Source organism: Paraburkholderia sp. ZP32-5, assembly GCF_021390495.1.
Lineage (GTDB): Bacteria > Pseudomonadota > Gammaproteobacteria > Burkholderiales > Burkholderiaceae > Paraburkholderia.
Genome location: NZ_JAJEJP010000002.1, coordinates 2449063 through 2474302, shown reverse-complemented (window position 1 = coordinate 2474302; position 25240 = coordinate 2449063). Strand labels below are relative to the sequence as shown.

The 25240-nt window shown below is 62.9% G+C and carries 19 protein-coding genes; 8 read left to right on the top strand and 11 right to left on the bottom strand.

The features are described 5' to 3' along the window. Positions 1-100: 100 nt before the first annotated feature. From L0U82_RS29785 to L0U82_RS29755, 7 genes are all read left to right on the top strand, one after another. Positions 101-1207: a porin gene (locus tag L0U82_RS29785; protein ID WP_233836693.1), complete on the top strand. Its 1107-nt coding sequence runs from the start codon at positions 101-103 to the stop codon at positions 1205-1207. A gap of 44 nt (positions 1208-1251) precedes the next feature. Further along, a complete protein-coding gene (locus L0U82_RS29780) occupies positions 1252-2649 on the top strand; it encodes an MFS transporter (RefSeq protein WP_233836692.1) in 1398 nt (465 codons plus the stop codon). Between the two features lie 15 nt (positions 2650-2664). Next, entirely contained in the window at positions 2665-4146 is a 1482-nt protein-coding gene (locus L0U82_RS29775; RefSeq protein WP_233836691.1) for a carboxylesterase/lipase family protein, read from the top strand. 133 nt (positions 4147-4279) lie between these two features. Next, positions 4280-5425, top strand: a complete 1146-nt coding sequence (locus tag L0U82_RS29770) for a porin (protein WP_233836690.1) — start codon at positions 4280-4282, stop codon at positions 5423-5425. Between the two features lie 11 nt (positions 5426-5436). Then, positions 5437-6117, top strand: coding sequence for an ABC transporter ATP-binding protein (locus L0U82_RS29765; RefSeq protein WP_233836689.1), 681 nt, complete (start codon positions 5437-5439; stop codon positions 6115-6117). A gap of 13 nt (positions 6118-6130) precedes the next feature. Continuing rightward, positions 6131-7099, top strand: coding sequence for an ABC transporter substrate-binding protein (locus L0U82_RS29760; RefSeq protein ID WP_442793681.1), 969 nt, complete (start codon positions 6131-6133; stop codon positions 7097-7099). Then, positions 7099-8802 carry an ABC transporter permease gene (locus L0U82_RS29755; protein WP_233836688.1) on the top strand — a complete coding sequence of 568 codons (1704 nt, stop codon included), beginning with the start codon at positions 7099-7101 and terminating at the stop codon, positions 8800-8802. The genes L0U82_RS29760 and L0U82_RS29755 overlap by 1 nt, the downstream gene beginning before the upstream one ends. Before the next feature lie 98 nt (positions 8803-8900). Here the strand turns inward: L0U82_RS29755 and L0U82_RS29750 are convergent, their stop codons facing one another. After that, positions 8901-9776 carry a hypothetical protein gene (locus L0U82_RS29750; RefSeq protein WP_233836686.1) on the bottom strand — a complete coding sequence of 292 codons (876 nt, stop codon included), beginning with the start codon at positions 9774-9776 and terminating at the stop codon, positions 8901-8903. A gap of 306 nt (positions 9777-10082) precedes the next feature. Next, positions 10083-10805 carry a LuxR C-terminal-related transcriptional regulator gene (locus L0U82_RS29745; protein WP_233836684.1) on the bottom strand — a complete coding sequence of 241 codons (723 nt, stop codon included), beginning with the start codon at positions 10803-10805 and terminating at the stop codon, positions 10083-10085. 266 nt (positions 10806-11071) lie between these two features. On the opposite strand from L0U82_RS29745, the gene L0U82_RS29740 reads away from it, so the two are divergent. Further along, positions 11072-11926, top strand: a complete 855-nt coding sequence (locus tag L0U82_RS29740) for a hypothetical protein (RefSeq protein WP_233836682.1) — start codon at positions 11072-11074, stop codon at positions 11924-11926. A 56-nt stretch (positions 11927-11982) separates the two neighbouring features. Here L0U82_RS29740 and L0U82_RS29735 read toward each other — a convergent pair whose 3' ends face one another. The 9 genes from L0U82_RS29735 to L0U82_RS29695 form a co-directional block, all read right to left on the bottom strand. After that, the gene (locus L0U82_RS29735; protein WP_233836680.1) at positions 11983-13527 is read right to left on the bottom strand and encodes a methyl-accepting chemotaxis protein; all 1545 of its coding nucleotides are present in this window, start codon (positions 13525-13527) and stop codon (positions 11983-11985) included. A gap of 164 nt (positions 13528-13691) precedes the next feature. Beyond that, positions 13692-14729: an XdhC family protein gene (locus tag L0U82_RS29730; RefSeq protein ID WP_233836678.1), complete on the bottom strand. Its 1038-nt coding sequence runs from the start codon at positions 14727-14729 to the stop codon at positions 13692-13694. 62 nt (positions 14730-14791) lie between these two features. Beyond that, positions 14792-16150, bottom strand: coding sequence for an MFS transporter (locus L0U82_RS29725; RefSeq protein ID WP_233836676.1), 1359 nt, complete (start codon positions 16148-16150; stop codon positions 14792-14794). 57 nt (positions 16151-16207) lie between these two features. Beyond that, on the bottom strand, positions 16208-17872 hold the full coding sequence (locus L0U82_RS29720; RefSeq protein ID WP_233836674.1) for a UbiD family decarboxylase: 1665 nt from the start codon (positions 17870-17872) through the stop codon (positions 16208-16210). 212 nt (positions 17873-18084) lie between these two features. After that, positions 18085-19557 (bottom strand): NAD-dependent succinate-semialdehyde dehydrogenase, encoded by a 1473-nt coding sequence (locus L0U82_RS29715; protein ID WP_233836673.1) that lies wholly within the window; start codon positions 19555-19557, stop codon positions 18085-18087. 114 nt (positions 19558-19671) lie between these two features. Beyond that, positions 19672-20271, bottom strand: coding sequence for a UbiX family flavin prenyltransferase (locus tag L0U82_RS29710; protein ID WP_233836672.1), 600 nt, complete (start codon positions 20269-20271; stop codon positions 19672-19674). After that, positions 20258-21928 (bottom strand): UbiD family decarboxylase, encoded by a 1671-nt coding sequence (locus tag L0U82_RS29705; RefSeq protein ID WP_233836671.1) that lies wholly within the window; start codon positions 21926-21928, stop codon positions 20258-20260. Before L0U82_RS29705 ends, L0U82_RS29710 begins: the two co-directional genes overlap by 14 nt. Positions 21929-22076: 148 nt before the next feature. Further along, entirely contained in the window at positions 22077-22805 is a 729-nt protein-coding gene (locus tag L0U82_RS29700; protein WP_233836670.1) for an enoyl-CoA hydratase/isomerase family protein, read from the bottom strand. A 64-nt stretch (positions 22806-22869) separates the two neighbouring features. After that, positions 22870-25236, bottom strand: a complete 2367-nt coding sequence (locus L0U82_RS29695; RefSeq protein ID WP_233836669.1) for a xanthine dehydrogenase family protein molybdopterin-binding subunit — start codon at positions 25234-25236, stop codon at positions 22870-22872. Positions 25237-25240 lie beyond the last annotated feature (4 nt).

The window sequence follows — 25240 nt, the reverse complement described above, 5'->3', positions numbered from 1 at the left end:
CAGTTTTTCATTATTGTTTCTCGATCCGGACATCTACAGTCTCCCCATGCCCGCCGCAGGAAAAAAATCAGGGCGTGTCAATCGGCGTTTGGAGACAGAGATGAGAAAAAAGTATGTGCCTCTCGCGTTACTGGGTTTTGCGGTTGCTTCGGGCCCCGTAGTATGTGCCGCGCAAAGCTCGGTGACGTTGTATGGCATCGTGGATGAAGGCATCACCTATTCGAACAACCAGAACGGCCACGCTGCCTTTCAGATGCAAAGCGGCGTGGCATCTGCTTCGCGCTGGGGCTTGCGCGGCACCGAAGATCTCGGCGGCGGTACCAAAGCGATCTTCGTGCTGGAAAACGGCTTCGATCCGTCGACTGGTTCTCTTGGCAATAACGGCCGGCTGTTCGGCCGCCAGGCGTATGTGGGTCTTTCGTCCAGTTACGGTTCGCTGACGATGGGACGTCAGTATGACGCAGTGGTCGATATGCTGGCGCGAATCGACGCGAGCCTGCAGTGGGGTATCTATTTCGCGCATGCGGGCGATGTCGACAATACGAGCGGCAGCGTCCGTATCAACAACTCGGTGAAGTACACGAGTCCGTCGCTGTACGGCATCACGTTCGCCGGGCTCTATAGCTTCGGCGGCCAACCGGGGCAGTTTTCCGCGCAAAGCACTTCGTCGGCGGGCGTGAGTTACACGCGCGGGCCGCTTTACGTCGCAGCCGCGTATCTGTATATGAAGAATCCGCTGCAGGCGGGTTTCGACGGTCTCGCGCCGAAGAACATCATTTACTCGGCCTATGTACCGTCGGCGAGCAGTTGGCGAGTCATCGGCACGGGTGCGTCGTATGCGATCGGGACGGTTACGACCGGCTTCGAGTTTACGACGACGCAGTTCGCTCACGGCTTCGACGGTGCCGATGTGAACTTCGACAATTACGAGGCTAACGTTGGATGGTTCGTGCGGCCTGATGTGCAGCTCGGCGCTGCGTTCGACTACACGCACGGCAAGCTCGACGCCAGCGGTGCGGCGCCGAATTACCGCGCCATCGATCTCAACGCGGACTATCTATTGTCCAAGCGCACGGACGTGTACATGTCCGGCGTGTATATGAAAGCCGGCGGCGCGGCAAAACAGGCCGCCATCACGTATTTGCCGGCCCCGTCGTCGACGCAGACCCAGATCGCGGTACGCGTCGCGATCCGGCATCGTTTCTGATCTGGCCGCCACCGGCGTTCCCGCGGCATCCCGGAGAGTTTCATATGAATCGGCCTCATCAGGCAGCAACACAGTCTATTCACGACGTTTTCAATTCCGTGCCGTTCGGCGCATGTCAGTGGGCAGTGTTCATTCTCTGTTTTCTGGTCACCGCGATCGAAGGCTTCGATACGACTATTGTCGGCTTTATCGCACCGGCTATTTCCGCCGAGTGGTCGTTACCGAGAGTCGCGCTGGCTCCGCTGGTCGGCACCGGACTGGCGGGAATTCTGCTGGGTTCCGTCGGCGGCGGCATGCTGGCCGACCGGTTCGGCCGGAAATGGGTCGGTGCCGCGGCCATTGCGTGGTTTAGCGTGACGACGCTCGCTTCGAGTGTGGCGACATCGGTTTCACAGCTTGTTTTATGGCGCTTCGTCACCGGCATCGGCGTCGGCGCCGCAATGCCGGTGATGTCGGCGCTCGTGGCGGAATACTGTTCGGACAAAGCACGTTCCGCAATGCTCGCCGCGACGTTCTGCGGCTTCCTGCTCGGCGCGACAGCCGCGGGTTTCGCGACGGCCGCACTAATCGGTGCGGTAGGGTGGCGCGGCATGCTTGCGTTGAGTGGCGCGTTGCCGCTCGTCGTGCTGGTGGTGTTCGTGTGGCGCGTGCCGGAGTCGCCCCGGCATATGCTGGTACGGGCGCAACCGCGAGAAGCGATTCAGCGCGCGATGACGAGAATCTTTCCGCGCATCGATCTGTCTCGGGTTGGGTATGGCGGCGAAGTACCCAGCACTGTCGACGGCAAGCGCGTCGGTCTTCTGTCTCGCGACTTTCGCCTCGGTACGCTGCTCACGTGGAGCGCCGAATTCTGCGGATATCTGGTGTTCTTTCTGGTCGGTAGCTGGCTGCCCTCGCATATGCGGCTGCAGGGACTTTCGATGGTGGCCGCGTCGCAGCTATCGTCGATGTTCCAGTTCGGCGCGCTTGGCGGAGCGGTGCTGTTTGCGTGGGCAGTGCGGCGCTTCAATGTCGCCACGGTGGTTGCTTGCGCATTTGGTTGCGGCGTGGTGACGATGATGGCGTTGGGGGGCCTCGAGTCGCAGAGCTGGTATGCCGGCGTCGTGTTTCTGGCCGGCCTGACCGTCGGCGGTCCGCTCATCTGCATCAATACGATCGCGGGAATCTTCTATCCGACTTCGTTGCGTGCGTCGGGTGGCGGATGGACGCTTGCGATGGGCCGGCTCGGCTCGATCGTGGGCTCCGCGCTGATCGGCGTCATCGTGTCGTCGAGCGCGTCGTTCTCCGCGGTCTGCATGCTTCTCTCCGTGCCGTTGCTGCTGGCCTGCGCGGCGATGGCGCGGATGCGCGGCGAACTGAACCGAAGCGCGGACAACGTCGGGTCGTGCCAGATGGACAGCGCGCCGAGTCGTTCGCTCACGGGCGCGGAATCCCACCACTAGCGAGCGACCAGAATCATGCCGACGATTCACGATCCATCTGTGACGATTGAATGCCGACAGGGTTTGCTGTCAGGAACCCGCGTTGATGGTGTCGACGCGTTCTTCGACATTCCGTACGCCGCCGATCTCGGTGCGAAGCGGCGCTTCTCGCTACCGGAGCCGCCCGCCGCATGGACGGGCGTGCGCGATGCAAGCCACCCTGGTCCGGTGTTTCCGCAGACGCCCAGCCGCCTCACCGCGGTGATGGGCACGACGCCGGAATTCAACCATCAATCGGAAGACGCGTTCCGCCTCAACATCTGGGCGCCGTCGCGGCGCGAAGCGAAACTGCCGGTGCTGGTCTGGATTCACGGCGGCGGCTGGCTGACTGGCGGCGCGCCGCTGGCCTGGTATCACGGCGATAACCTCGCACGCAGCGGGCGGGCGATCGTGGTGAGCGTCAACTATCGGCTGGGTGCGCTCGGCAATCTCTATCTGCCCGGTCAGACGACCGGCAGCATGGCTTTGCACGATCTGCGTCAGGCGCTTTTCTGGATCAACAGTAACATCGCCGCATTTGGCGGAGACGCGTCGCGCATCACGCTGTGCGGACAATCCGCGGGGGCGTGGTACACGGCGGCGCTGTCGGCATGGAGCGAGTCGAGCGATCTATTCGCGCAGGCGATTCTGCTGAGTGTCCCAGGATCGATCACACCGCAATCGCCCGACGATGCCGCCGCGCTCGCCGGGCACTATTGCCGATTACTCGGCGTTTCCGCCAACATTGAAGCGTTGCGGCAATTGCCGCTGGAAAAGTTACTGGAGGGTCAGGCGTTACTCGCTCGCGCGACACCTGTATTCGCGGATATTCCCGAGACGTTCCTGCCATTGCAATCCGACTCTCTGCCTGCCGATATGATCGCGGCAGCGGCCGCGCGCTCGTTTCGCAAGCCGCTCCTTATCGGCTCATTGCCGGATGAAATGGGCGTCTTCTTTTCGCACGACAAGGCGGTATTGGACGCGACGCATGCAGACGCGAGCCGACGCTTCGAGACGGTATTGGGCGCCGAAGGCGCCGCAGTCTACGCAGGATGGCGTCGCGAACATCCTGACGTGGGAGCCTACGAGCATCTGCTTCAGTTCGTCTCCGACCAGATCTTTCGCAAGCCCACCGCGCGGCTGGCGGACACGTTAGTCAGCCTGGGCGGCCGCTGCTATATGTACGAGTTCGCGTGGCGATCGAAAGCAGATCGGGTCGGAGCGTGTCATTGTCTCGAGCTTCCGTTCCTGTTCGACAACTTCGAAGACTGGTCGGATGCCGCAATGCTGCGCGATCTCGATCTGACTGGCGCACGCGCGGTCGCTCAGGCGTTTCAGGCGGCGGTATTGAATTTTGTCGAGCGAGGCGACCCGAACGGAGAGGGTCTTCCAGACTGGCCGAGCTATTCTCGCGGTTCACGGCAAGCGGTAATTTTCGATACCGTGCTGCGCGTCGATTCGTTTTATGTTCGGAATTAGCGTCAACGTCTGACTGTCTCGCGGCGACTTCCCGCCTTGCAGCAAGCACTTCCACAGGTTTGCAATTGTCATGCGAATGACTTGAGCGCCGCTTACATTGGCGGCTCAATTTAATCCCAAAGAGGACAAACCTGTGAACCCTACCTGCCGCATCGCGGCGGTCGGCTGCTGTCTGGCCGTCTGCGCGAGCTTTTCCCCGGGCGCTCTAGCCGCCACCGACGATAACTCCGGATCCTCCGTTGCCCTGTACGGCATCCTGGACTCCGGCATCGAATATCTGACTCACGCTTCAGCCGACAAGAACGGTACTCACAGCGTCACACGCATGACGTCGGGCGACATGTCCGGCTCGCGGTGGGGCTTCACCGGCAAGGAGGACCTGGGCGGGGGCACGCAGGCGTTCTTCCTGCTGGAAAGCGGTCTGAACGTCAATACGGGCGGCCTGCTGCAGGGTGGACGCCTGTTCGGACGTCTCGCCTACGTTGGCCTCAGCGACAAGACCTACGGGACGGTCACGCTCGGACGCCAGGGCGGCCTCTTTCTCGATTGGGTCAGCGAGTACAACCCGCTGAAGAACGCGGTCTACGCGATCAAGATGCAGGACTCGGCGTTCTCCGATCGTCTGGACAACACCGTGCGTTATGAAAAGCGCTTCGGTCCGCTGACCGCGCTCGCACAATACAGCTTCGGCTACGACAACGTGACTTACGGTACGCAGCCGGCTGGCGATACGCGCGAAGCACGCGTGATCGAAGCGGGTCTGCGCTATACGGAAGGTCCGTTCAGCGCGACGCTCGTCTACGACCAGAAGAACGGCGGCAGCACGAACCCGGCGGCGGCTCATACGACGAAGGCGGGTGGCTACGAAGGCGACATGGACCGTCGTATCGGCGTTGCTGCCAGCTACCGCCTGCCGAGCGTGATGCTGTACGGCGGCTATCGCTACCTCAATTCGCAGGCGATTCACCTGACCACGCTGTCGACCGGACCCGTCGAGTCATCGAGCCTCTACTGGACCGGCGCGACCTGGTACGCGACGAAGGCGCTCCAATTTTCCGGCACCGCGATGTACCAGAACTTCTATGGCACCGCGCGTGATCCGTGGTCGTTCCAGGTCGACGCCGACTACTTCCTGTCGAAGCGCACCGACCTGTATGCGAACCTGGGCTACGTGCTCAACCGTAACGGCTCGAATCTGGGCCTCAACGGTTTCGGCACTGACGTCGTCGCGGGCTCGAACCAGTTCGGTCTGATGGCCGGCATCCGCCACAAGTTCTAAGGACCCGGTCAATGACGCAGGCGAGCGCGAAGATCGAAGCACGTGGGCTTACGCAGGCATTCGACGGTCAGCCCGTGCTGGACGGTATCGATCTCGACGTGCCGGCCGGCACGACGCTCGCGCTGCTTGGACCGTCCGGTTGTGGCAAAAGCACGTTCCTCAAGCTGCTGGCCGGACTATCGCGACCTGATGCGGGGCACCTGTCGTTCGGCGGCGATATCGTCGCCGACGCAACGACATTCGTGCCGCCCGAGCAGCGCGGTCTCGGCATGGTGTTTCAGGACTACGCGCTGTGGCCGCATATGACGGTGGCCGGCAACGTGTCGTTTCCGCTGGAAATGCGGCGCGTCGCGCGCGCGGAGCGTCTGCATCGCGTCGAAGAAGCGCTGACACGCGTGGGGCTCGCGGGCATGGGTGCGCGCCGTCCGTCGGCACTATCCGGTGGCCAGCAGCAACGCGTTGCACTCGCGCGCGCGATCGTTGCGGAGCCACGCATCATGCTGTTCGACGAACCGCTGTCCAATCTCGATACGCCATTGCGTGCGAGTCTATGCGACGCAATCGGCGAACTGCTCGCGCAACTCGGTACGACAGCGGTCTATGTGACGCACGATCGCGGCGAGGCCGATGTGCTCGCACATACCATCGTGACGCTTGCCCACGGACGCGTGGAAAACATCATTCACCGATAGTGGAATGGCTACAATGTCCAGATTCATTCATCTCATTACTTTCGTTATGTTGTCGACTTTCGGGCTCGGTACATCTCATGCCCAATCGCTTACTGTTTACACCGCTGGCCCTGGCAATCTAGGCAAGAAACTTGCGCTCGGCTTCGAGCACAAGACTGGCATCAAGGTCGATCTGTTCCAGGCCACCACGGGCAAGGTGATGGCCCGCATCGAAGCCGAGTCCGGTAATCCGCGCGCGGACGTGCTGATTTCCGCGTCGTGGGACACTGCTCAGGATCTCGAGAAGCGCGGCTGGCTGCTCGACTATCAGAGCCCCAACGCCGCGCATGTGCCGCCGATGTTCAAGGGACCTTCGTACGTCGCGCAGGGCGTATCGGCGCTCGGCATCGTATGGAATACGCGCTCGGGCAAGCCTGAGCCGCGCGACTGGAGCGACCTCGCCGCACCGGCGTATCGCAATCAGGTGACGACGCCGAATCCCGCTTTGTCCGGTGCTTCGCTCGATCTGATTCTCGGCTTGCAGGAGCGTCTCGGCGATAGCGCATGGAAACTGTTCAGCAGTCTGCACGCGAACGGCATGATCGTGCAGGGGCCGAATGCACAAGCCATTACGCCGGTGCTGCAAGGTGCGAAGGCCGCGGTGTTCGGTGCGGTCGATTACGTCGCCTATGGCGCCGCTGCAAACGGCGAGTCGGTGAAGGTCATTTTCCCGAGCAGCGGCACGGTAATCGCACCGCGGCCGATGATGATCCTGAAGACGTCGCACGAGCAGGATGCCGCGCGTGCGTTCGTCGACTACGTGCTATCGGATGAAGGGCAAAAGCTCGTTGCCGCCGCATGGTTGATGCCGGCACGCGACGATATTTCGACTTCCCGACCGAAATTCCAGGACCTGAAACTGCTGCCTCAAGGCGGCGAGTCGAATGCGAAGTCGCGCGCGGAAGTACTCGCGCATTTCAACGCATTGTTCGGCGAGCACTGATGAACACGGTCGCAAGACGCGTGCGGCAGCACGCGTCGCACGCGCGGCCCGGCTTTCCGATCGCAGTCGCGCCGCTCCTCGCGGCGCTCGCGATACTGGTCGCATTGCCAATCATCTTTGTCGTACTGCAGGCCGTCTTTCCGCATTTCGCTCTTGGTGCGTTCGATCACCCGTTCGGTGTGTTCGGGCAGACCTTCGGCGATGCGCGGACATGGACGCTGCTCGCGCATACCGTCGGCTTCGGCGGCGCGGTCGCTCTGTCGAGTATCGCGTTGGGCGTGCCGCTTGGCGCACTGCGCGCGCTGTTTCGCGTACCGTTCGCACGTGTGTGGGATTTGCTGATTGCCGCGCCGTTTCTGATGCCGCCGTATCTCGTCGCGTTGGGGTGGATTCTGCTGATGCAGCCGCGCGGCTACCTCGACCAGGCCACTGGCGTGAACGGCGGCCCGTTGCTGTTTTCGTTCGGCGGCATGGTGGCATCGATGACGTTGACGGTGTTTCCAGTCGTCTATTTTTCGGTGTCGCGCGCGCTGGCCGTGACGGGCGGCCGGCTGGCCGAGGTTGCGCGCGTATATGGCGCGGGGCCGTGGCGCGGTTTTGTACGCATCACGTTGCCGCTCGTCTTGCCGGCGATCTCGGCGAGTGGCTTGCTCGCGTTCACGATGGCGATCGAGGAATTCGGCATTCCGTCCGCGCTTGGCGCCAACTCCGGTTTCGATGTGATGGTGACATCGATCGAGGCACGGTTTTCCGATTGGCCAATCGATTTGCCGGGCGCGTCGGTTCTGTCGCTGATGCTCGCGTGCCTCGCGCTGATCGCGTTCTGCGCGCAGCGCAAGGTACTGGCCGGGCGCGATTTCGAAACGCAGAATGGCAAGCCGGCCGCCGCCACGCGGTACGTGTTGCGCGGTTGGCGTTGGCCCGTGCTTGCCGCGTTCGGCATCGTCGCCATCTTCACCACACTCGCGCCGCTTTTCGCGATCATCGCTACGGCATTTACGGGTTCTCTGTCGGCGGGTTTGGCGATGTCGAACCTGACGCTTTTGCATTTCCGCGCGTTGTCGGCGGGGAGCGAAGGGGCCGGTGCGTTGGCAACCAGTGTCGGGCTCGCGGCGGGCACGGCGGCAGTGACGGGCGTGTTGGGTTTCGCGAGCGCGTGGTACGTGGTCAGGACGCGCATGCGTGGGCGCGCGGCACTGGATGCGCTGACGTTGCTGCCTCATGCATTACCGGGGATCGTCGTCGGCGTCGGGCTGATCCTCGCATGGAACCGCTCGTTCTGGCCCATTACGCCCTACAACACGTGGGTGATTCTGCTGCTCTCGTACAGTTGTCTGCTGTTGCCTTATCCGGTGCGTTACACCGGTGTCGCGTTGACTCAACTGGGTGCGGGTCTTGAAGCAGCATCACGCGTGCATGGCGCGACGGGCATGCGCACGATGATGCGCATCGTGCTGCCGCTCGTGGCGCCGACGCTTCTGTGGTCGATGCTGATCGTGTTTGCCATTGCTTCGCGCGAGCTGGTGACGTCGCTGTTGCTCGCACCGAGCGGTGTCGAGACGGCGTCGATTTTTATCTGGCAGCAATTCGAGCAAGGCTCGATTGGCGACGGCATGGCGATGGGTGTGGTGACACTGGCAATCAGTGGCCTCGTGCTCGGCGCTGGCGCGTGGTTTGCGAAGCGTTTCGATGCCGCGCCTTGAGAGTGGATGCCTGAGCGTGGATGAGTGGTCAGATCCCAGGCGGGCAACCAGCTTGCGCTGTGTTGCCCGCATCTACTGCATCTACCGCGTCTAACGTGTTACTGGCTGGACGTGCAGAAGCTCGGTTGATACTGATAGACCCACGCGGTCTTCGTCGTGCTCGGCGTGAGTGTCCAGTTCGTCATCCCTTGAATTACGTTGAAGATGAGTTGCGAGCGGGCCGTGACCTTGTCGGTGAAGTCGCCGTCATCGGTGGCGTCCACATCGAAGGAAATCTCGGCGAGCGACGGCGTTGTCGAACCATTCGCATACCAGACGGTCATCGTGAAATCGGCGGTTTCCTGGCCGATATCGCTCTTGGGGCCTTCGTAGGTCAGCTCGTGAATCGACAGACCGCTGACCGGCACGAGCGGGTTGCTCTTGATGCTGTTGAACACCGTTGTGGTCGGGAAGAGATCGTTGATGTCATCGAGGATGTTGATGTTCTTCGATGCCTTCAACGGTTCACTGGTCGAGTGAGAGAACGTCTCTTTCGCGGGCGGCGTGATGTCGTCTTCGAGCTTGCTGTCCGCATCGGACGAACTGCCGCTGACGTCGGTCTTGGCTGACGTAGTTTCGTTGGCTGAACCAAACTTCAATTCAATATCGAGGTCGCCGCTTTCATTACGTTCGCGGAACGAATAGCCGGTTTGACGCAGCGGGCAGGTACCCGGCGAATCGTAGTAAGTCACGATGCGGTCGTGATCCGCCGCGAATTTGCCGGTCACGGTTTCATCGAACCCGTTGGCGGCGAGGCTCGCCTGCAGGTCCGTTAGAAACCGGTTGGCCGCGTCGACAGGTTGGTTCTCGAAGGCGACCGGGTTGAGCAGAACCTTGTATTCACGGCTGCCAACGGACGGGGTTCCTGCAAAGGCGACAGCGCTACTCGTGCATAGCAATGCAGCGGCAACGCGATTCCATCTGATCTTCGTCATTCTGGGTCTCGCTAAATAAAACATTAAAGGGGTACAGCGAGATCAATTTAATAATACGGAGTGACAACAAGATGAAGTGATCTTCGCCAGATGAATTAATTGCTATTAGCGAAGATGTGCGATGCAGGCTGGGTAATCGCGTGGGAATGAAGCCGGGTAATGTGAACCTTGATGCGGACAAGCTCGATGACTTTGTTATTGAGTCGTGCGGTTGCGTCAATCATGCAGCGGGTCGGATATGCCGCGATCATCGGGCGCTTATCGCATTGCGGCCGGACTACGCGATTTCGTGAACGCTTGCCCGCTCTACGGCAACAACCCCTGAGCACGCGCCTCGAAAATAGCCTCTGTACGCGAGCGAACATGCAATTTCTTGAACATGTTCTTGATGTGAGACTCCACGGTCAGTTTGGACAGAGACAACAGATCGGAGATTTCCCTGTTCGCGAGTCCCTTGCTCACCAGCGTGAGGACTTCGGTTTCACGTCGACTGAGCTTGACTGAAATCGGCGCCGGCTTTGAGCCACCAATTGACGAAATTGCCGGAATTGCCCGAACTACCGGCTGAGCAATCACGCTGCTTGTTTCGAGCACATATCGCGCCACGAACGGATCGATCGGCGCGCCTCCGCGCAGCGCACTGCGCACCGACAGTGCGATTTCGATATCGTCGCGTTCCTTCAGCAAGTACCCGACCGCACCGGCCTGAAGCGCGGCCACGATCACGGTGGCCGCGTTCGATGCGGAAATGACCAGAATCGGCAAAGCCGGATCACAGGCATGCCATGTCCGGATCAGGTCGATGCCCGAGCCATCCGATAGACGGATGTCGATAAGGGCAATGGCGCACGGGTGCTTCGCGTGCGTTTCGAGGGCATCCGCGATATTGCCTGTGACCAGCAGGTCTTTCTCCCCATAACCGAGCGCAATCAATATCGCGCGCAGTCGGTTCTGCATGGGCAATTCGTTTTCGACGATCAGTACCGGGCTGGGTAACGGCTTCTGGTTGGAACGGAGGGTAGCGAACATACGTTTTCTCGTGGCCTCGCCGGATGTCTTGTTCTTTATTGAGTTTTGACAATCCGGCAAGGAACGGGAATGTACAGCGTATACCCCTGCAACCTGGGCTTCGCGTGTCCAGTTTTAGTTGACGCTGGTTGTGATATAGGCGCCGCGCTGCTACCCCATGTCGCTCCCCGATTCCAGGGATTGCACGTCGACCTTCACGCCGTTAGTTTTACGGCGCCTAAATATTCATACACCGCGATGGTTCGTCTCACCGAAAGCGAGGAAAGATGTATCAGTTAAATACCTATGTCTTCGAGGTCAAGCAGATCTTGCCCAGTTACAAGACCGACAATGCATGGTTCAAATGGTGGGATGCGGACGATACGATCAACGTCCTCAATGGCTGGAGAATGTACCGGCAAGCGTCGATGAACGCGTTGGGCTTTCTGCTGCTGGGCGATACCGGTATTCGCACGAACAAGGAGCTGTTGCTGAATTTCGGCCTGACCTCAGCGCATGGTGTTCAGGAGCAGAAGGACATCAATCTGATCGATTCGATCATGAACGACCGGCGGCGTATTGGGATCTCGGCGGGACCGCGCGCGCGGGTGGTCGACGTGCTGGGTCCCGGCAGCATTCTCAGTGACAAGAACTGGAGTCCGCTGCTCAACGACAGCTTTGTTCTGGGGGGAGTGCGGCGCTTCCAGGATTTCCATCTGGCCGACGAGGCTTTCGATGCATTTGTGCCGCCAGCGCCGGTGCCGCAGGCTCATGCGCCGAAGATGCAGGCAGGATTTGGAATGGTGCGCACGATCTTTGGAACCGCGTCAAACGCGTATGGCGATCCCAGCAGGGAGAAGTGGAAAGCGTTCTTTCGCGCGAATCCCCAAACGTTCTTCAGAGATGGCGTTCCACGCGTATTCGCGCGCGAAGTCATCGGCTTGATGATGTTCGGGTACAAGCCGGTCTTTTCGAACTATGAACTCGGCTTCGTGTGCGCCGATCGGGTCAAGGCCGCGAACGCGACGTTCACCAGTTATTGCGCCGCGTTGCGAGGCTTGTGTTTCGGGCAGAACGATCGCGTGAAGATCATGAGCGCGATATCGGAGTACCTGTTCGGCGCTCGCGACGCATTGCTCTGATTTGCGCGCAAGCCGGCAGCAGCGCCGCCGCTGCCGGCTAACTAGAGCTAAACAAACTACTTCAACCGGAACACCGCTACAGCATCCCGCAACATACTCGCCTGATTGTCGAGAGAGGAGGCTGCCGCGGCGGCTTCCTCGACCAGCGCCGCGTTCTGCTGCGACACCTGATCCATCTGCGACACGGCGAGGCTGACCTGCTCGATGCCTTCGCGCTGCTCATCGGATGCGTTGGCGATCTCGCGCATGATCGTCGTGACACGCGTGATCGAGTCGCTGATTTCCTGCATCGTTTCGCCGGCGACGTTGACGAGCTGCGAACCTGACGCCACGCGTGCAACCGAATCGTCGATCAAGGTTTTGATTTCCTTCGCAGCCGCACCGGCGCGTTGCGCGAGCGAACGCACCTCCGATGCAACCACGGCGAAGCCACGGCCATGGTCGCCGGCACGGGCCGCTTCCACGGCGGCATTCAACGCGAGGATATTGGTCTGGAACGCGATGCCTTCGATCACGCCGGTGATGTCGGCGATCTTTTGCGAGCTGCGATCGATTTCCGTCATCGTATTCACGACGTCGCCCACCACTCGCGAGCCGCGCTCGGTCACGTCATGCGCCGACTCCGTCAACGTTTGCGCGGTACGCGCATTGTCTGCATTCTGGCGCACTGTAGCCGTCAACTGTTCCATGCTGGCCGCCGTTTCCTGCAGCGATGCCGCCTGTTCCTCGGTACGCTGCGACAGGTCGTTGTTGCCGGCGGCAATCTGCCCGGTCGTGGTGGCAATCGATTCGGAACCGTCGGTGACTTGTCGAACCATCTGTTCGAGGCCGCCTTGCATCTGTTCGAGTCCGTGAACGAGCTGGCCCATTTCGTCGCTCGTGCGTGCCTTCAGCGACACGGTCAGATCGCCCTGTGCGATACGCTGAAGCGCCGCAAGCAGGCTCGCGAGCGGCATCACGATCGCACGGCGCAATCCGTACGCGCAGGCCACGCACACGACCAGCCCGAGCACGATCAGCACCACGCCCGCAATGCGCAGTTGTGCATGGAAATGTTCGGCGGCGGCGAATACCTGCTGGCCGCGCTCGCTCTTCCAGCGATCGAGTGCGTCGCTGTTATTCGCGAGCACAGTCGACAGCGGCGACATCGTCTTCGATACGATGTGGTCCGCCGTGTCGCGATCGCCTTTCTTTAGCGCCTCGGCCAACGGCACGATGCCGCGTTGCTCCAGTGCGGAGCGCGCTTCGTTCACGCGGTCCGCGAGCGCGCGTTCTTCAGCCGGAAGGTCGAGCGCACGGTAGGTTTGCCACGCGCGATCGGAGTCCGCAAGGTGACCGAGTGCCTTCGTGACGGCCTCCGGCACATTGGCGGCTTCGGGGTGCATCAGCGCGCGATTGAGTACCGCGCGCGCGATCTCCAGCTTCAGATTGGCTCGCCCCACGGCAATCGATGCCGCCAGCTGGTTCGAGTAAGCGTAATCCAGCTCTTCGTTCGAACGTTCGATGGCGAGCTGCCCGAGCATGCCGACGGTGACGATGAGCAGGCCCAGCACGGCCATCACAGTCGACAGCCGGCCGGAAATCGATAGGCGAGAAAGCATGGTGTCCCCCGTTTATTATTTGGTTTGGTCTGATCAGACTGAAGCAGTCTGAATTTCTATCAGTCTGAGTTTCTACTGCAAGCCCCGCTACTCCCGTTCGCGAGGTTGTCCACGATCCGAATCGCGGCGCGATCTTATCGCGAAATTAGTACTATTTGCGTGAATCAGTGACGCGTCGTAATGGCGCAACTCGTCTGCTCATCCACCGCTATATCGAGCATTGTTTTTGCCTGCTCGATCCGGAATTCCCCTGGCAATGCGACACCGTTCTTCACCGCTGTTACTTCGGCCAGTATCGACACTGCGATCTCCGGCGGCGTACGGCTGCCGATATAAATGCCAACGGGCCCACGCAAGCGGCCCAGTTCATCCTTGTTCAGATCGAAGTGCGTTTCGAGCCGCTCGCGTCGTGCCGCATTGTTGCGGCGCGAGCCCAGCGCGCCAACGTAGAAGGCGCGCGTTTTGACGGCTTCCATCAACGCGAGATCGTCGAGCTTCGGGTCGTGCGTCAGCGCAATGACCGCGCAGCGTTCGTCGAGCTTCATGTCGAGCACGGCGTCGTCCGGCATCGTACGCACGAGCGTCGTGCCCGGAACGTGCCACGTGTCCGTGTACTCTTCGCGCGGATCGCAGACGGTCACCTGATAGTCGAGTCCGAGTGCGATCTGGCAAAGATAGCTCGACAGTTGACCGGCACCGATCACGAGCATCCGGTAACGCGGACCGTGAATGGTCAGCAGCCGGCGGCCATCGAAATCGACGCCTTCAGTAGAGTGGGCCGGCACGAGCTTCACCGTGCCGCTCGCCATATCCAGCGAGCGGGCGGTGAGCTGTCCGGCGATCACGCGGCGGCACAATTCGTCGATGCCGCTCGCGCGTGTCAGCGGTTCGAGCACCAGCTCGATCGTGCCGCCGCACGGCAAGCCGAAGCGATGTGCTTCGTCGGCGGAGATGCCGTATTTCATGACTTCAGGGCGGGTCTGCTCGATACCCAGTTGCCGCACGCGGTCGATCAGATCGTCCTCGATGCAGCCGCCGGATACCGAGCCCACCACCGAGCCGTCTTCACAGATTGCCAGCATCGATCCTTCGGGCCGCGGCGACGAGCCCCACGTCTTGACGACGGTGACGAGCAGCACGCGACGTCCGCTGTCGATCCAGCGAACGCTTGCCTTCAGTACTTCGAGATTGACGCTATCCATGAAAATGACCGGGTGGTTGCGTTGACCCTTAAGTTGGGCTTCCGAAGAAGCCCCTTAGTGCTTTAATGCCGCGACAGTGCCGAGCGCAACGACATTTCCTTCGCTGCTTCCGGCGTGATGGTCCGGTTCAGCATGAAGCACGCGATACCGGAGGCCAGCAGCGGCAGCGCGCCGAGCAGGAAGATCGTGCCGATCGGCGTGCCGACGGCGATCAGCAGACCGGCGAGCAGCGGGCCGATGATGGCCCCGATGCGCGCCACCGCGAACGATGCGCCGGTCGCGGTCGAACGGATGAAGGTCGGATAGATCATGCTCGATACTGCGTTGAGGCCGATATTGCCGCCCAGCACCAGCAGACCCGAAGCCATCGCCATCATCATCGTCAGGCTGGCACCCGAACCGACTGCCACGCCGAGTGCCGCCACCGGAATCGCGCCGAGGATCATCGTCAGCGTCATCACCTTCAGGCCCTTCTTGTCGATCATCCAGCCGAAGAACCAGCTGAAGCCGGCGCCAAGCTGGAACAGCGCCTGGCTGCGGGCTGCATTCGCATAGCCGATCTGGTCCGACAGCAGCGTCGTCATCCACTGCGACAGGAAGAAGTGGGTGACGAACGACAGCCCCAGCCCCAGCCACAGGAAGATGGTCATCGCCGAGCGGCCTTCGGTGAACAGGTGACCCACCGGCACACCCGTGCGCACCTGCTCCTGAATCGTGAAGCGCGTGCCGTCCGCGAAATGCGCGCTGGGCTTGAGCCTGCGTGCATAGCCGAGGATGCGCTCGCTGTTGGGCTTGCGCAGGGCGAGGTAACGGATCGATTCAGGCAGGCCGGCGAACAGAGCGAGCATCACCAGCACGGCGCCCGCACCACCGACGTAGAACACCGAGCGCCAGCCGTAGGCCGGAATGATCTCCGCCGCGAGCAGGCCGCCGCCGGCCGAACCGGCGGTGTAGCCGAGGTAGAGCAGCGTGATGATCAACGCCCGCTTACCCGAGCGCGCGTAGTCCGTGATCAGCGACACCGCCATCGGCATACCGCCGCCGATGCCGAGCGCCGCGCAGAAGCGCAGGATCGACAGTTCGACCAGGTTGTGGGCGAACGGTACGGCGAAGGTGAACGCGCCGAACAGCGCGGTCGCCATCAGGATCGCGCGCCGCCGGCCGATACGGTCGGCCAGCATCGCGAACACGACCGAACCGGCCATCCAGCCGATGATGCTGATGTTGAACACCGGCGTCATCAACGCACGGTTGATGCCCCACTCCTTGATGATGCGAGGGGCGGCGTAATTCAAAGCCTGGTTGTCGAAGCCATCCGCCAGCATCACGAGGGCGCACAGAACGAAGAGGGTGATGGTGAACCAGCTTCGTTCCTGCGTCTCGACGACGTCAGCGATATCGACAGTATTGTTTTGAGTCATGGAGTCTCCAGATGCCTCTGCTCCAGGGTTATTGACATTCAGCAGGCGCGTTGGCGCTTACTCGCCGTGACCACCACCCGAAGCTTCGCGAACCGGCGTTTCCGGTTTCACGCCGCCGCGCCGGTTGGCCCACGTACGCTCGCCGGTTTCGCGCCAGCCGCCCGAAGTGGCTGCCTCTGCATACTCATCCCAGCGCTTGTCCCAGTCGCCGAGGTGATAGCCGTGCCACGGCGATTGCGGCGTGAGGCCCGGCAGGTTCAGCTCCTCCCAGATCTTGCGCGCGGCCGTCATGTACGGCTCCGTCGGCAAAGCCAGCGGCGGCATGTCGTGCTTCAGCGTGGCGTCGATCAGCAGCGTGCTTTCGAGCGGCGCGCGACCGGACTTCGGGCCGTGCCCGCTGGCCCGATACGGCGTCACGTGCACGTCGTGCGTGAAGTCCGAACGATAGGCGAGCGACCAGAACACGGCGTCGGCATTTTCCGGGTTGATGTCTTCGGAGACCGCGATGACCAGCTTGCCGCACTGCGCCTGCAGCGTCGCCGCGCCTTGCAGGCCGCGCCAGACTTCAGCCTGCGGCGTTTTACGGGCGAACTGAACGAAGATCACCTTGCGCAGGTTGGTCAGCGGCTCATGCATCACCACGCGCTTGACGCCACGCACGCCCATCACCTTCTGCAGATGCTCGAGGTACAGCGGCTCGTAAGCCACCTTCTTCAGCACCGAGCTTTCGCTCGGCGTCACCTGGCTGATGATCGACACGAAGACCGGCTTCTTCTTCATCGTGATCGCGGTGACGTGCATCGACATGTTGTAGTCTTCGAGCGCGATATGGCCGTGGCTTTCGCCGAACGGACCTTCCGGCTCCAGCGCATCGGTGTCGATCAGGCCTTCGATGACGATTTCGGCGTCGGCCGGGACCACGAGATCGATGGTCTTGCAGCGCACGACGTCGACCGGCGCGCGCATCAGGCCGCCGGCAACCGCCATTTCATCCTGGTCGATCTGCAGCTTCTGCGGGCCGGTGAACAGCACGGCCGGCGCGCAGCCGAGCACGATCGCGCACGGCATCTTCTCGCCCTTGGCGCGATATTTTTCCCAGTGCAGATAACCGCCGGCGCCCGACAGACGGCTCGCCATACGCACGCCCAGCCGGTCTTCGGCTTTCAGCGCCGCGCGGTACGTGCCCATGTTCTGGACGCCGCTCTCGGGATCTTTCGTTACGCACAGCGTTGCGGTCAGGTAGGGGGCGCAGTCGAAACCCGGCGTCGAAACCGGCACCGGCAGACGCGACAGACCGCGGGTCTTCAGCTCGTCGCCGGTGATCACGACTTCCTGGCACGCCGCGGTTTCCGTCATGACCGGCGGGACGGGTTCGTTGATCGCGTCCATCCACACCTTGCCGATCTGCTCGACCGGCAGGCCGAGGCCCGTTGCATAGATTTCCGGCGAAGCCGCGAGGCCGCCGATCAGCACCGGGATGTCATAGCTGTTGCCCTCGCCGTCCACCACATTGGTGAACAGGAAAGCGCGGCGCTGATCTTCGTGCAGGCCGCCCTGGAACTGCCAGCGTGCCAGCGGGTGCAGTTCCGTGTCCTTGTTGATCGGCCGCTCGATGCGGGTCAGGAGGCCCTTGGCTTCGAGCCGGGCGATATGTTCCTGCAAGTCGCGCGGCGCACCGCCGGCAGGCGCCGTGCGCGAAAGATCTTGAGTCGATGATGACATTCTGTCTCCTTAAAATGAGACCCAGCGGATGGGTAAATCGGTGTGATTGTATGATTGCATAGCAGTATTACGAGTGTCAACGCGTGGCTTCACCGACCGATGCGCGACGGCCCGGCGCCGTCGGACTGCTGTCCAACGACTGCCGGGCGGCGCGTGGGGATCACGAATCCCGCTGTTGGCAAGGTGTCGGCCTGTTACCGAAGCGGCGTCGCTCAGAGACCGCCCATGCACAGATACTTGATCTCGAGGTATTCCTCGATGCCGTACTTCGAGCCTTCGCGGCCGAGACCCGATTGCTTGACGCCGCCGAACGGCGCGACTTCATTCGAGATCAGGCCGGTATTGATGCCGACCATGCCGTATTCGAGCGCTTCGGACACGCGCCAGACGCGCGCCATGTCGCGGCTGAAGAAGTAGGCGGCGAGACCGAACTCGGTCGCGTTGGCCGCGGCGATGGCTTCCTGTTCTTCGTGGAAGCGGAACAGCGGCGCAACCGGGCCAAAGGTTTCTTCGGTCGCAAAGCGCATCGATGCGGTGACGTCGCCGACCACGGTCGGTTCGAAGAACAGCTTGCCGGCCGTATGACGCGCACCGCCGGTCAGCACGCGAGCGCCGTGCTCGACCGCGTCGGCGATATGCGCTTCGACCTTCTCGACCGCGGCTTCGTTGATCAGCGGGCCTTGCGTGACGCCGTTCTCGAAGCCGTTGCCGACCTTGATACGGGCGACCGCCGCCGCGAATTTCTCGGCGAACGCGTCATACACGCCGTCCTGCACGTAGAAGCGGTTCGTGCAGACGCAGGTTTGGCCGGCATTGCGGTACTTCGACGCGAGCGCGCCTTCGACGGCCGCATCGAGGTCGGCATCGTCGAACACGATGAACGGCGCATTGCCGCCGAGTTCGAGCGACAGCTTCTTGACGGTCGGCGCGCACTGGCTCATCAGCAGACGGCCCACCGGCGTCGAGCCGGTGAACGACAGCTTGCGCACGATCGGGTTGCTGGTCATCTCCGCGCCGATCGCGCGCGGGTCGCCGACGACGACGCTGAACACGCCGGCCGGCACGCCCGCGCGATGCGCGAGTTCGGCCAGCGCGAGCGCCGACAGCGGCGTGGCTTCAGCGGGCTTGACGATCATCGCGCAGCCTGCGGCGAGGGCCGGCGCGACCTTGCGCGTGATCATCGCGGCCGGGAAGTTCCACGGCGTGATCGCGGCGCAGACGCCGATCGGCTCTTTCGTTACCAGCATGCGCTTGTCGGCGGCCGGCGACGCGAGCACATCGCCGTCGATCCGTTTGGCCTGCTCGGCGAACCATTCGATAAAGGATGCCGCATAGCCGATTTCGCCTTTCGCTTCGGCGAGCGGCTTGCCTTGCTCGGCCGACATGATCACGGCGAGGTCGTCCGTGCTCGCGACCATCAGCGCGTGCCAGCGCTTCAGGATCGCCGCGCGTTGCGCCGCGGTGAGCGCGCGCCAGCCGCGCTGCGCGCGTTCGCCGGCTTCGATCGCGCGACGCGTTTCGGCGCCGGTCATCAGCGGGACGTTGGCGAGGGTCTCGCCGGTGGCGGGATCGTCGACGGCGAACGTGCGCGCATCGTCGGCGCCGCACCATGCGCCGTCGACATAGGCGAGCGTGCGCAACAGGCTCGGATCGGCGAGCCGGGACAGCAGATTGGATTCAGTCATGGTCGTCGCAAAGAGGGGCCGCCGGCGCGCGTGGCGCGGCGGTCCTGTGAAGTGGGTGATAGCGGCGCGGTGCCCGAGTTACCGAGCCATTACCGCGCCATTACTGCGGCACGGCTACTCTTCCGGCTGCTCCGGCTGGTCTTTCCAGCGCTTGACCACACCGGCGTCGATGTCGAACAGATCGAGCATGCGGCCGACCGTGTGATTGACGATGTCGTCGATCGTCTGCGGCTTGTTGTAGAACGCCGGGACGATCGGCGCGATGACCGCGCCCATGTCCGACAGTTGCACCAGCGTGCGCAGATGGCCGCCGTGCAGCGGCGTTTCGCGCACGCCGAGCACCAGACGGCGGCGCTCCTTCAACACGACGTCGGCCGCGCGGCTGATCAGCGAGCTCGTGATGCCGGTGGCGATTTCGCTCATCGAGCGCACCGAGCACGGCACGATCAGCATGCCCTTGGTCCTGAACGAGCCCGACGAAATCGCCGCGCCGATATCGCCGGCCGAATACCAGCGCGACGCGCGCGCTCGCAGATCGGCCGCGCGGATGTCGGTCTCGTACGTCATCGTCAGCTCGGCGGCCTTGCTGATCACCAGATGCGTCTCGACGCCCGCCTCGGCGAGCAGTTCGAGCGCGCGAATCCCGTAGATCACACCGGACGCGCCGGTAATACCGACGATGATCCGGTCCGGGGTGCTGTTATGCGTCGTCATGATCGCCACTCTCGTAACCGCGCACCGGCGAGTTCGGCTCGACGCCGGCACGGCGGCGGGCCTTGTACGACTCGTCGCGCTGCATCCATTCGCCGCGCGTCGCCTGCGCGGCGTTGCGGTCCCATTCGTCGGTCCAGTCGCCGAGCGAGTAGCCGTACCACGGCGACTCCGGCTTCAGCTTCGGCAGATTGAGGCGTTCCCACAATGCCTTCGCGTTCTCCATGTATTCCTTCTTCGGCAGCGCGAGCGGCGGCATCGGGTACTTCATCGTCGCGTCGACCAGCATCGCCGAATCGAGGCCCGTATCGTGGTCCGAGCGCGGGCCGTGGCCGTGCTCGCGATACGAAATCAGCTTCACGTCTTCGACCGGGTTGCAGCGATAGCCCATTGCCCAGAACACTGCGTCCGCGTTATCCGGATCGATGTCGTCGTCGACGGCGATCACGTACTTGCCGATCGCGGCCTGCAGCGACATCGTGCCGTACAGCGCGCGCCAGATTTCGGTCTTCTTCGAACCGCGCTCGAACTGCAGGAACACGAAGCGGCGCAGGTTGGTGAGCGGCTCGTGCAGGAACACCTTCTTGATGCCGCGGATGCCGAGATGATCGCGCAGATGGCTCAGGAACATCGGCTCGTACGCGAGACGCTTGATCACGCTCGATTCCGACGGCGTGACCTGCGAAATGATCGACGTCAGCACGGCGTCCTTGCGGCGCGTGATCGCGGTGATTTCGATCGACATGTTGTAGTCTTCGAGCGCGACGTAGCCGTGGCTTTCGCCGAACGGACCTTCCGGTTCGAGGAACTTCGGATCGACGTAACCTTCGACGACCACTTCCGCTTCGGCCGGCACCAGCAGATCGACCGTGCGGCCCTTGACCATGCGGATCGGCGCACCGGCGAGAGCGCCGGCCACAGCCATTTCATCGACGTTCGGGCGCAGCTTCTGCGGGCCCTGGAACGCGACGACCGGCGGCGCGCCGAGCACGATCGCGACCGGCATCTTCTCGCCCTTGGCCGCGTACTTGCGCCAGTGGTCGAGACCGCCCGCGCGCAGGTTCACCAGCATCATCATGCCGAGGCGCGTCGGCGACTTCAGGTGGCCGCGATAGGTGCCCATGTTCTGCACGCCGGTTTCCGGATCGCGCGAAATCACGCCGGTCATCGTCATGTACGGCGCGGCGTCGAAGCCCGGCGTCGAGATCGGCAGCGGCAGCGATTCGAGGCCATTGCCCGGACCTTCGAGGTCCTTGCCTTCGATCACGATGTCATGCACCGGGCCGCTTTCGACCACGACCGGCGGGAGCGGATTGTTGATCGCGCGGTTCCACGCGTCGCCGATGTCGTCGAGCGACGGCACGTTCATGCCGATGCGGTAGATCTCGGGATTCGCGGCGATACCGCCGACGATCACCGGAATGTCGTACTTGCGCCCCTTGCTGTCGACGATATTCGTGAAGAGGAACGCTTTGCGCTCCGCTTCCGGAATGCCGCCGCGGAACTGCCAGCGCACGAGCGGATGCATTTCTGTGTCCTTGTTGACCGGCTCGTCGATCCGGTACAGCAAGCCTGCCGCGTCGAGGCGTGCGATGTGGTCGTGCAGGTCCGCGTAACCGGGGGTCGCGGAGGACGTGGAAGTGGTGTCTTGATCAGCCATGGCTAGAGGTCCCGTGAAGCGTCGCGTTGCGCGGCGCCCTTATTGCTTGAAGATTGCCCGAAGCGGGCAGGGTGTTGCGACGTCCGATCCGTCTCGCGGGTGCCGCGCGCGGATGGCGCGGCACGTCGTGCGGCGGATCAGTGGTACATCAGCGTTTCATCGACGTCATTGCATTCGCGAGTGCCGAGCCCGCGACTTCGCTCGCGAGCGAGAAGTTCGGAACCGTGATTTCGCGGAAATACGACTTCAGCGTGGCGATCGCGATGCGGTCGCGCGAGCAGATATACGCGACCATTGCGTCGGCGCGCTCGGCCAGTTTGTCGGCCGGCACGACTTCGGCGACGATGCCCCAGTCGCGCGCGTTCGCGGCGTCGATCGTCTCGGTCAGGTAGACCATGTGCGCGGATGCCTTGGTCGGCACCTTGTAGCGCAGCACGGACAGCACGAGCGTCGGCGGCAGGTTCTTCTGCAGTTCCGGCAGGTTGAAGCGGGCGGTGTCCGCGGCGACGGCCAGGTCGGACGCGGTGACGAGCGCGCAGCCGAAGCCTTCCGCATCGCCTTGCACTTCAGCGAGGATAGGCACTTCGCTTTCGTGCATCGCGCGGTAGACGTCCAGAATCGGATCGGCCACGTTGCGGCGGAATTGCGCGGCGCTCGGCGGCGTGGCCGGCGGTGCGCTGACCGCGCGGCCGCGGCAGAACCCGGAACCCGTTGCGCGAATGCGGATGATCTTCACGTTGCTGTCGCGGCCGGCCTTGCGGATCTCGGCGGCGAGCTCGCGCATCGCTTCGAGCGTCAGCATGTTGCCGGTCTCGGGTTGAGCAAGGGTGATCCGGTATTCGGATTCGTGGAGCGCTGCGGTGAATTCGGTCGTCATGGAGAAAAGGTCCAAACAATGAAAACAGGAAAGGGCGCCCGCGTTCAGCGAGCGCCCGCGCAGGTCAGCGCGCGTATGCGCCGGCCTCCTTGAGCTTCTGGAACACGCGTTGCGGGACCAGCGGTGCTTCGGTGAATTCGACGCCGTACTCCGACAACGCATCTTCCATCGCCGCGACGATTGCGGCTGCGGCCGGGATCGTGCCGCCTTCGCCCGCGCCCTTGACGCCGAGCGGGTTCAGCGGCGACGGCGTTTCGAGGTGGACGATGTCGATGTTCGGCACGTCGGTTGCCATCGGCAGCAGGTATTCGCCGAAGTTCGTCGTGGTCGGCTGTGCGTTCTCGTCGTACTGCATCCATTCGAGCGTCGCGTTGCCGATGCCGTGCGCGACCGAACCGATCACCTGGCCGTCGACGATCAGCGGGTTGATCAGCTTGCCCGAATCGTGCGCCATCACGTAGTTGAGGATCGTGATGTGGCCGGTTTCGCGATCGACTTCGACTTCGACGACAGCGGTGCCATTACAGTACGTCGACTGCGCCGGCGAGAAGTACTTCGTCTCTTCGAGGCCCGCGGTGAGGCCCTTCGGCATCGTGAAGCCCGGCATGCCTTGCGAGATCTTCGCCAGCTCGCCGTAGCTCATGCGCTGCTCGATACCCGAGCGGCGCGCCACGTGACCTCCGATCAGCAGCAGGTCGGCGGGCTCGCACTTCCACAGGTGAGCGGCGAGCGTCAGCATTTTCTCGCCGACGGCCTGCGCGGCGATGTACACCGAGTTGCCGGCATTGACGGTCGCACGGCTCGCGAACGTGCCGACGCCCATCGAGATGCCGCCGGTATCGCCGGTAATCACATCGATCGTTTCGAGCGGGACGTTCAGCTGCTCCGCGCAGATCTGCGCGAAGGTCGTCTTGTGGCCCTGGCCTTGCGGCGACGCGCCGGTGATCACGACGACGCGGCCGTTCGCCTGCACGCGCACCGTCGCGCCTTCGAACGGGCCCATGCCGGTGCCTTCGACGAAGCTCGCCATGCCGATGCCGATAAAGCGGCCCTGACTGCGCGCTTCAGCCTTGCGGGCGGCGAAGCTCGCGTAGTTCGCACGTTCGAGCGCGGCTTTCTGGCAGGCCGGATAGTCACCGCTGTCGTAGCGCAGCGGGCTGCCGTCGCGATAGATGAAGCCCGCGTCGTATGGCATCTGTTCCGGCTGGATCAGATTGCGCCAGCGCAGCTCGGCGCGGTCCATCTTGAGCGCGCGCGCGGCCTTGTCGAGAATCCGCTCCATCGCGAACACCGCTTGCGGACGGCCCGCGCCGCGCACCGGCGAAGTCGCGCACTTGTTCGTATAGACGACGTCGAGCTTCGCGCCCATCGCCGGGATCACGTAAGGACCGGGGGTCGTCGTGATCGAGATGTACGGCGTGATGATGCCCCACGGCAGGAACGCGCCGTTGTCGTGCACCATTTCGAGCTTGACGCCGCGGATCTTGCCGTCGTTGTCGAGCGCCATGCGCACGGTCCACCACTGATCGCGCTCCTGCGTGACCGCGAGGAAGTGCTCGCGACGGTCTTCGATCCACTTGACCGGACGCTTCAGCGCGACCGCCGCGATCGCGACGAGGCCTTCTTCCGGATAGAACGGCAGCTTCGGACCGAAGCCGCCGCCGACGTCGTTCATCAGCACGCGCAGCTTCTCGGCATCCCATTCGAGAAGTTCAACGAGGTTCTTCTTCTCGTGGTGCGGCGCCTGACCCGACGACCACACGGTCAGCTCGCCGTTGGTCGCGTGATATTCGGCGACATAGCCGCGCGTTTCCATCGGATGCGCGGAACCGCGGTTCTGCCAGTAGGTTTCCTCGACGACGTGCGGCGCGCCGTTGAAGGCTGCGTCGATGTCGCCGAAACCCATTTCGATATGGGCGACGACGTTATCCTTCGCGTCGGTGTGGCACAGCGGCGAGTCGGCGCGCAGACCATCGCGGCAGTCGGCGACGGCCGGCAGCGTGTCGTACTCGATCTCGATCAGACCGCAGGCGTCTTCCGCGATATAGCGGTTGTCGGCGACGACGAAGGCCACCGCTTCACCCGCGAACGTGACTTCCGTCGAGGCGAGCAGTTCCTGCGTGCGCTCGAAGCGGATTGCCGGGTTCGGCAGCATCGACGGCACGCGGCCGCTTGCGCGGCCGCTCAGATCCGCGTGCGTGTAAACGGCGTGCACGCCCTTCAGTTCGCGGGCGGCCGTGCAGTCGATCGAGACGATCTTCGCGTGCGCGTGCGGGCTGCGCAGCACCGCGGCCTGCAGCATGTTCGGCAGGTGCAGGTCGTCCACGTAGGAGCCCTGGCCCTGCAGCAGCTTCTTGTCTTCGGTCCGCGCGACACGCTTGCCGATGAAGCGCTGGTCGGTCGTGGCACCCTTCAGATCGGAAATTTCCATCGTG

Coding starts and splice junctions, on each gene's coding strand:
- L0U82_RS29695 (WP_233836669.1), bottom strand. CDS start 25,236: ATGGAAATTTCCGATCTGAAGGGTGCCACGACCGACCAGCGCTTCATC.
- L0U82_RS29735 (WP_233836680.1), bottom strand. CDS start 13,527: ATGCTTTCTCGCCTATCGATTTCCGGCCGGCTGTCGACTGTGATGGCC.
- L0U82_RS29765 (WP_233836689.1), top strand. CDS start 5,437: ATGACGCAGGCGAGCGCGAAGATCGAAGCACGTGGGCTTACGCAGGCA.
- L0U82_RS29730 (WP_233836678.1), bottom strand. CDS start 14,729: ATGGATAGCGTCAATCTCGAAGTACTGAAGGCAAGCGTTCGCTGGATC.
- L0U82_RS29725 (WP_233836676.1), bottom strand. CDS start 16,150: ATGACTCAAAACAATACTGTCGATATCGCTGACGTCGTCGAGACGCAG.
- L0U82_RS29715 (WP_233836673.1), bottom strand. CDS start 19,557: ATGACTGAATCCAATCTGCTGTCCCGGCTCGCCGATCCGAGCCTGTTG.
- L0U82_RS29705 (WP_233836671.1), bottom strand. CDS start 21,928: ATGGCTGATCAAGACACCACTTCCACGTCCTCCGCGACCCCCGGTTAC.
- L0U82_RS29740 (WP_233836682.1), top strand. CDS start 11,072: ATGTATCAGTTAAATACCTATGTCTTCGAGGTCAAGCAGATCTTGCCC.
- L0U82_RS29720 (WP_233836674.1), bottom strand. CDS start 17,872: ATGTCATCATCGACTCAAGATCTTTCGCGCACGGCGCCTGCCGGCGGT.
- L0U82_RS29785 (WP_233836693.1), top strand. CDS start 101: ATGAGAAAAAAGTATGTGCCTCTCGCGTTACTGGGTTTTGCGGTTGCT.
- L0U82_RS29710 (WP_233836672.1), bottom strand. CDS start 20,271: ATGACGACGCATAACAGCACCCCGGACCGGATCATCGTCGGTATTACC.
- L0U82_RS29775 (WP_233836691.1), top strand. CDS start 2,665: ATGCCGACGATTCACGATCCATCTGTGACGATTGAATGCCGACAGGGT.
- L0U82_RS29760 (WP_442793681.1), top strand. CDS start 6,131: ATGTCCAGATTCATTCATCTCATTACTTTCGTTATGTTGTCGACTTTC.
- L0U82_RS29755 (WP_233836688.1), top strand. CDS start 7,099: ATGAACACGGTCGCAAGACGCGTGCGGCAGCACGCGTCGCACGCGCGG.
- L0U82_RS29780 (WP_233836692.1), top strand. CDS start 1,252: ATGAATCGGCCTCATCAGGCAGCAACACAGTCTATTCACGACGTTTTC.
- L0U82_RS29700 (WP_233836670.1), bottom strand. CDS start 22,805: ATGACGACCGAATTCACCGCAGCGCTCCACGAATCCGAATACCGGATC.
- L0U82_RS29745 (WP_233836684.1), bottom strand. CDS start 10,805: ATGTTCGCTACCCTCCGTTCCAACCAGAAGCCGTTACCCAGCCCGGTA.
- L0U82_RS29750 (WP_233836686.1), bottom strand. CDS start 9,776: ATGACGAAGATCAGATGGAATCGCGTTGCCGCTGCATTGCTATGCACG.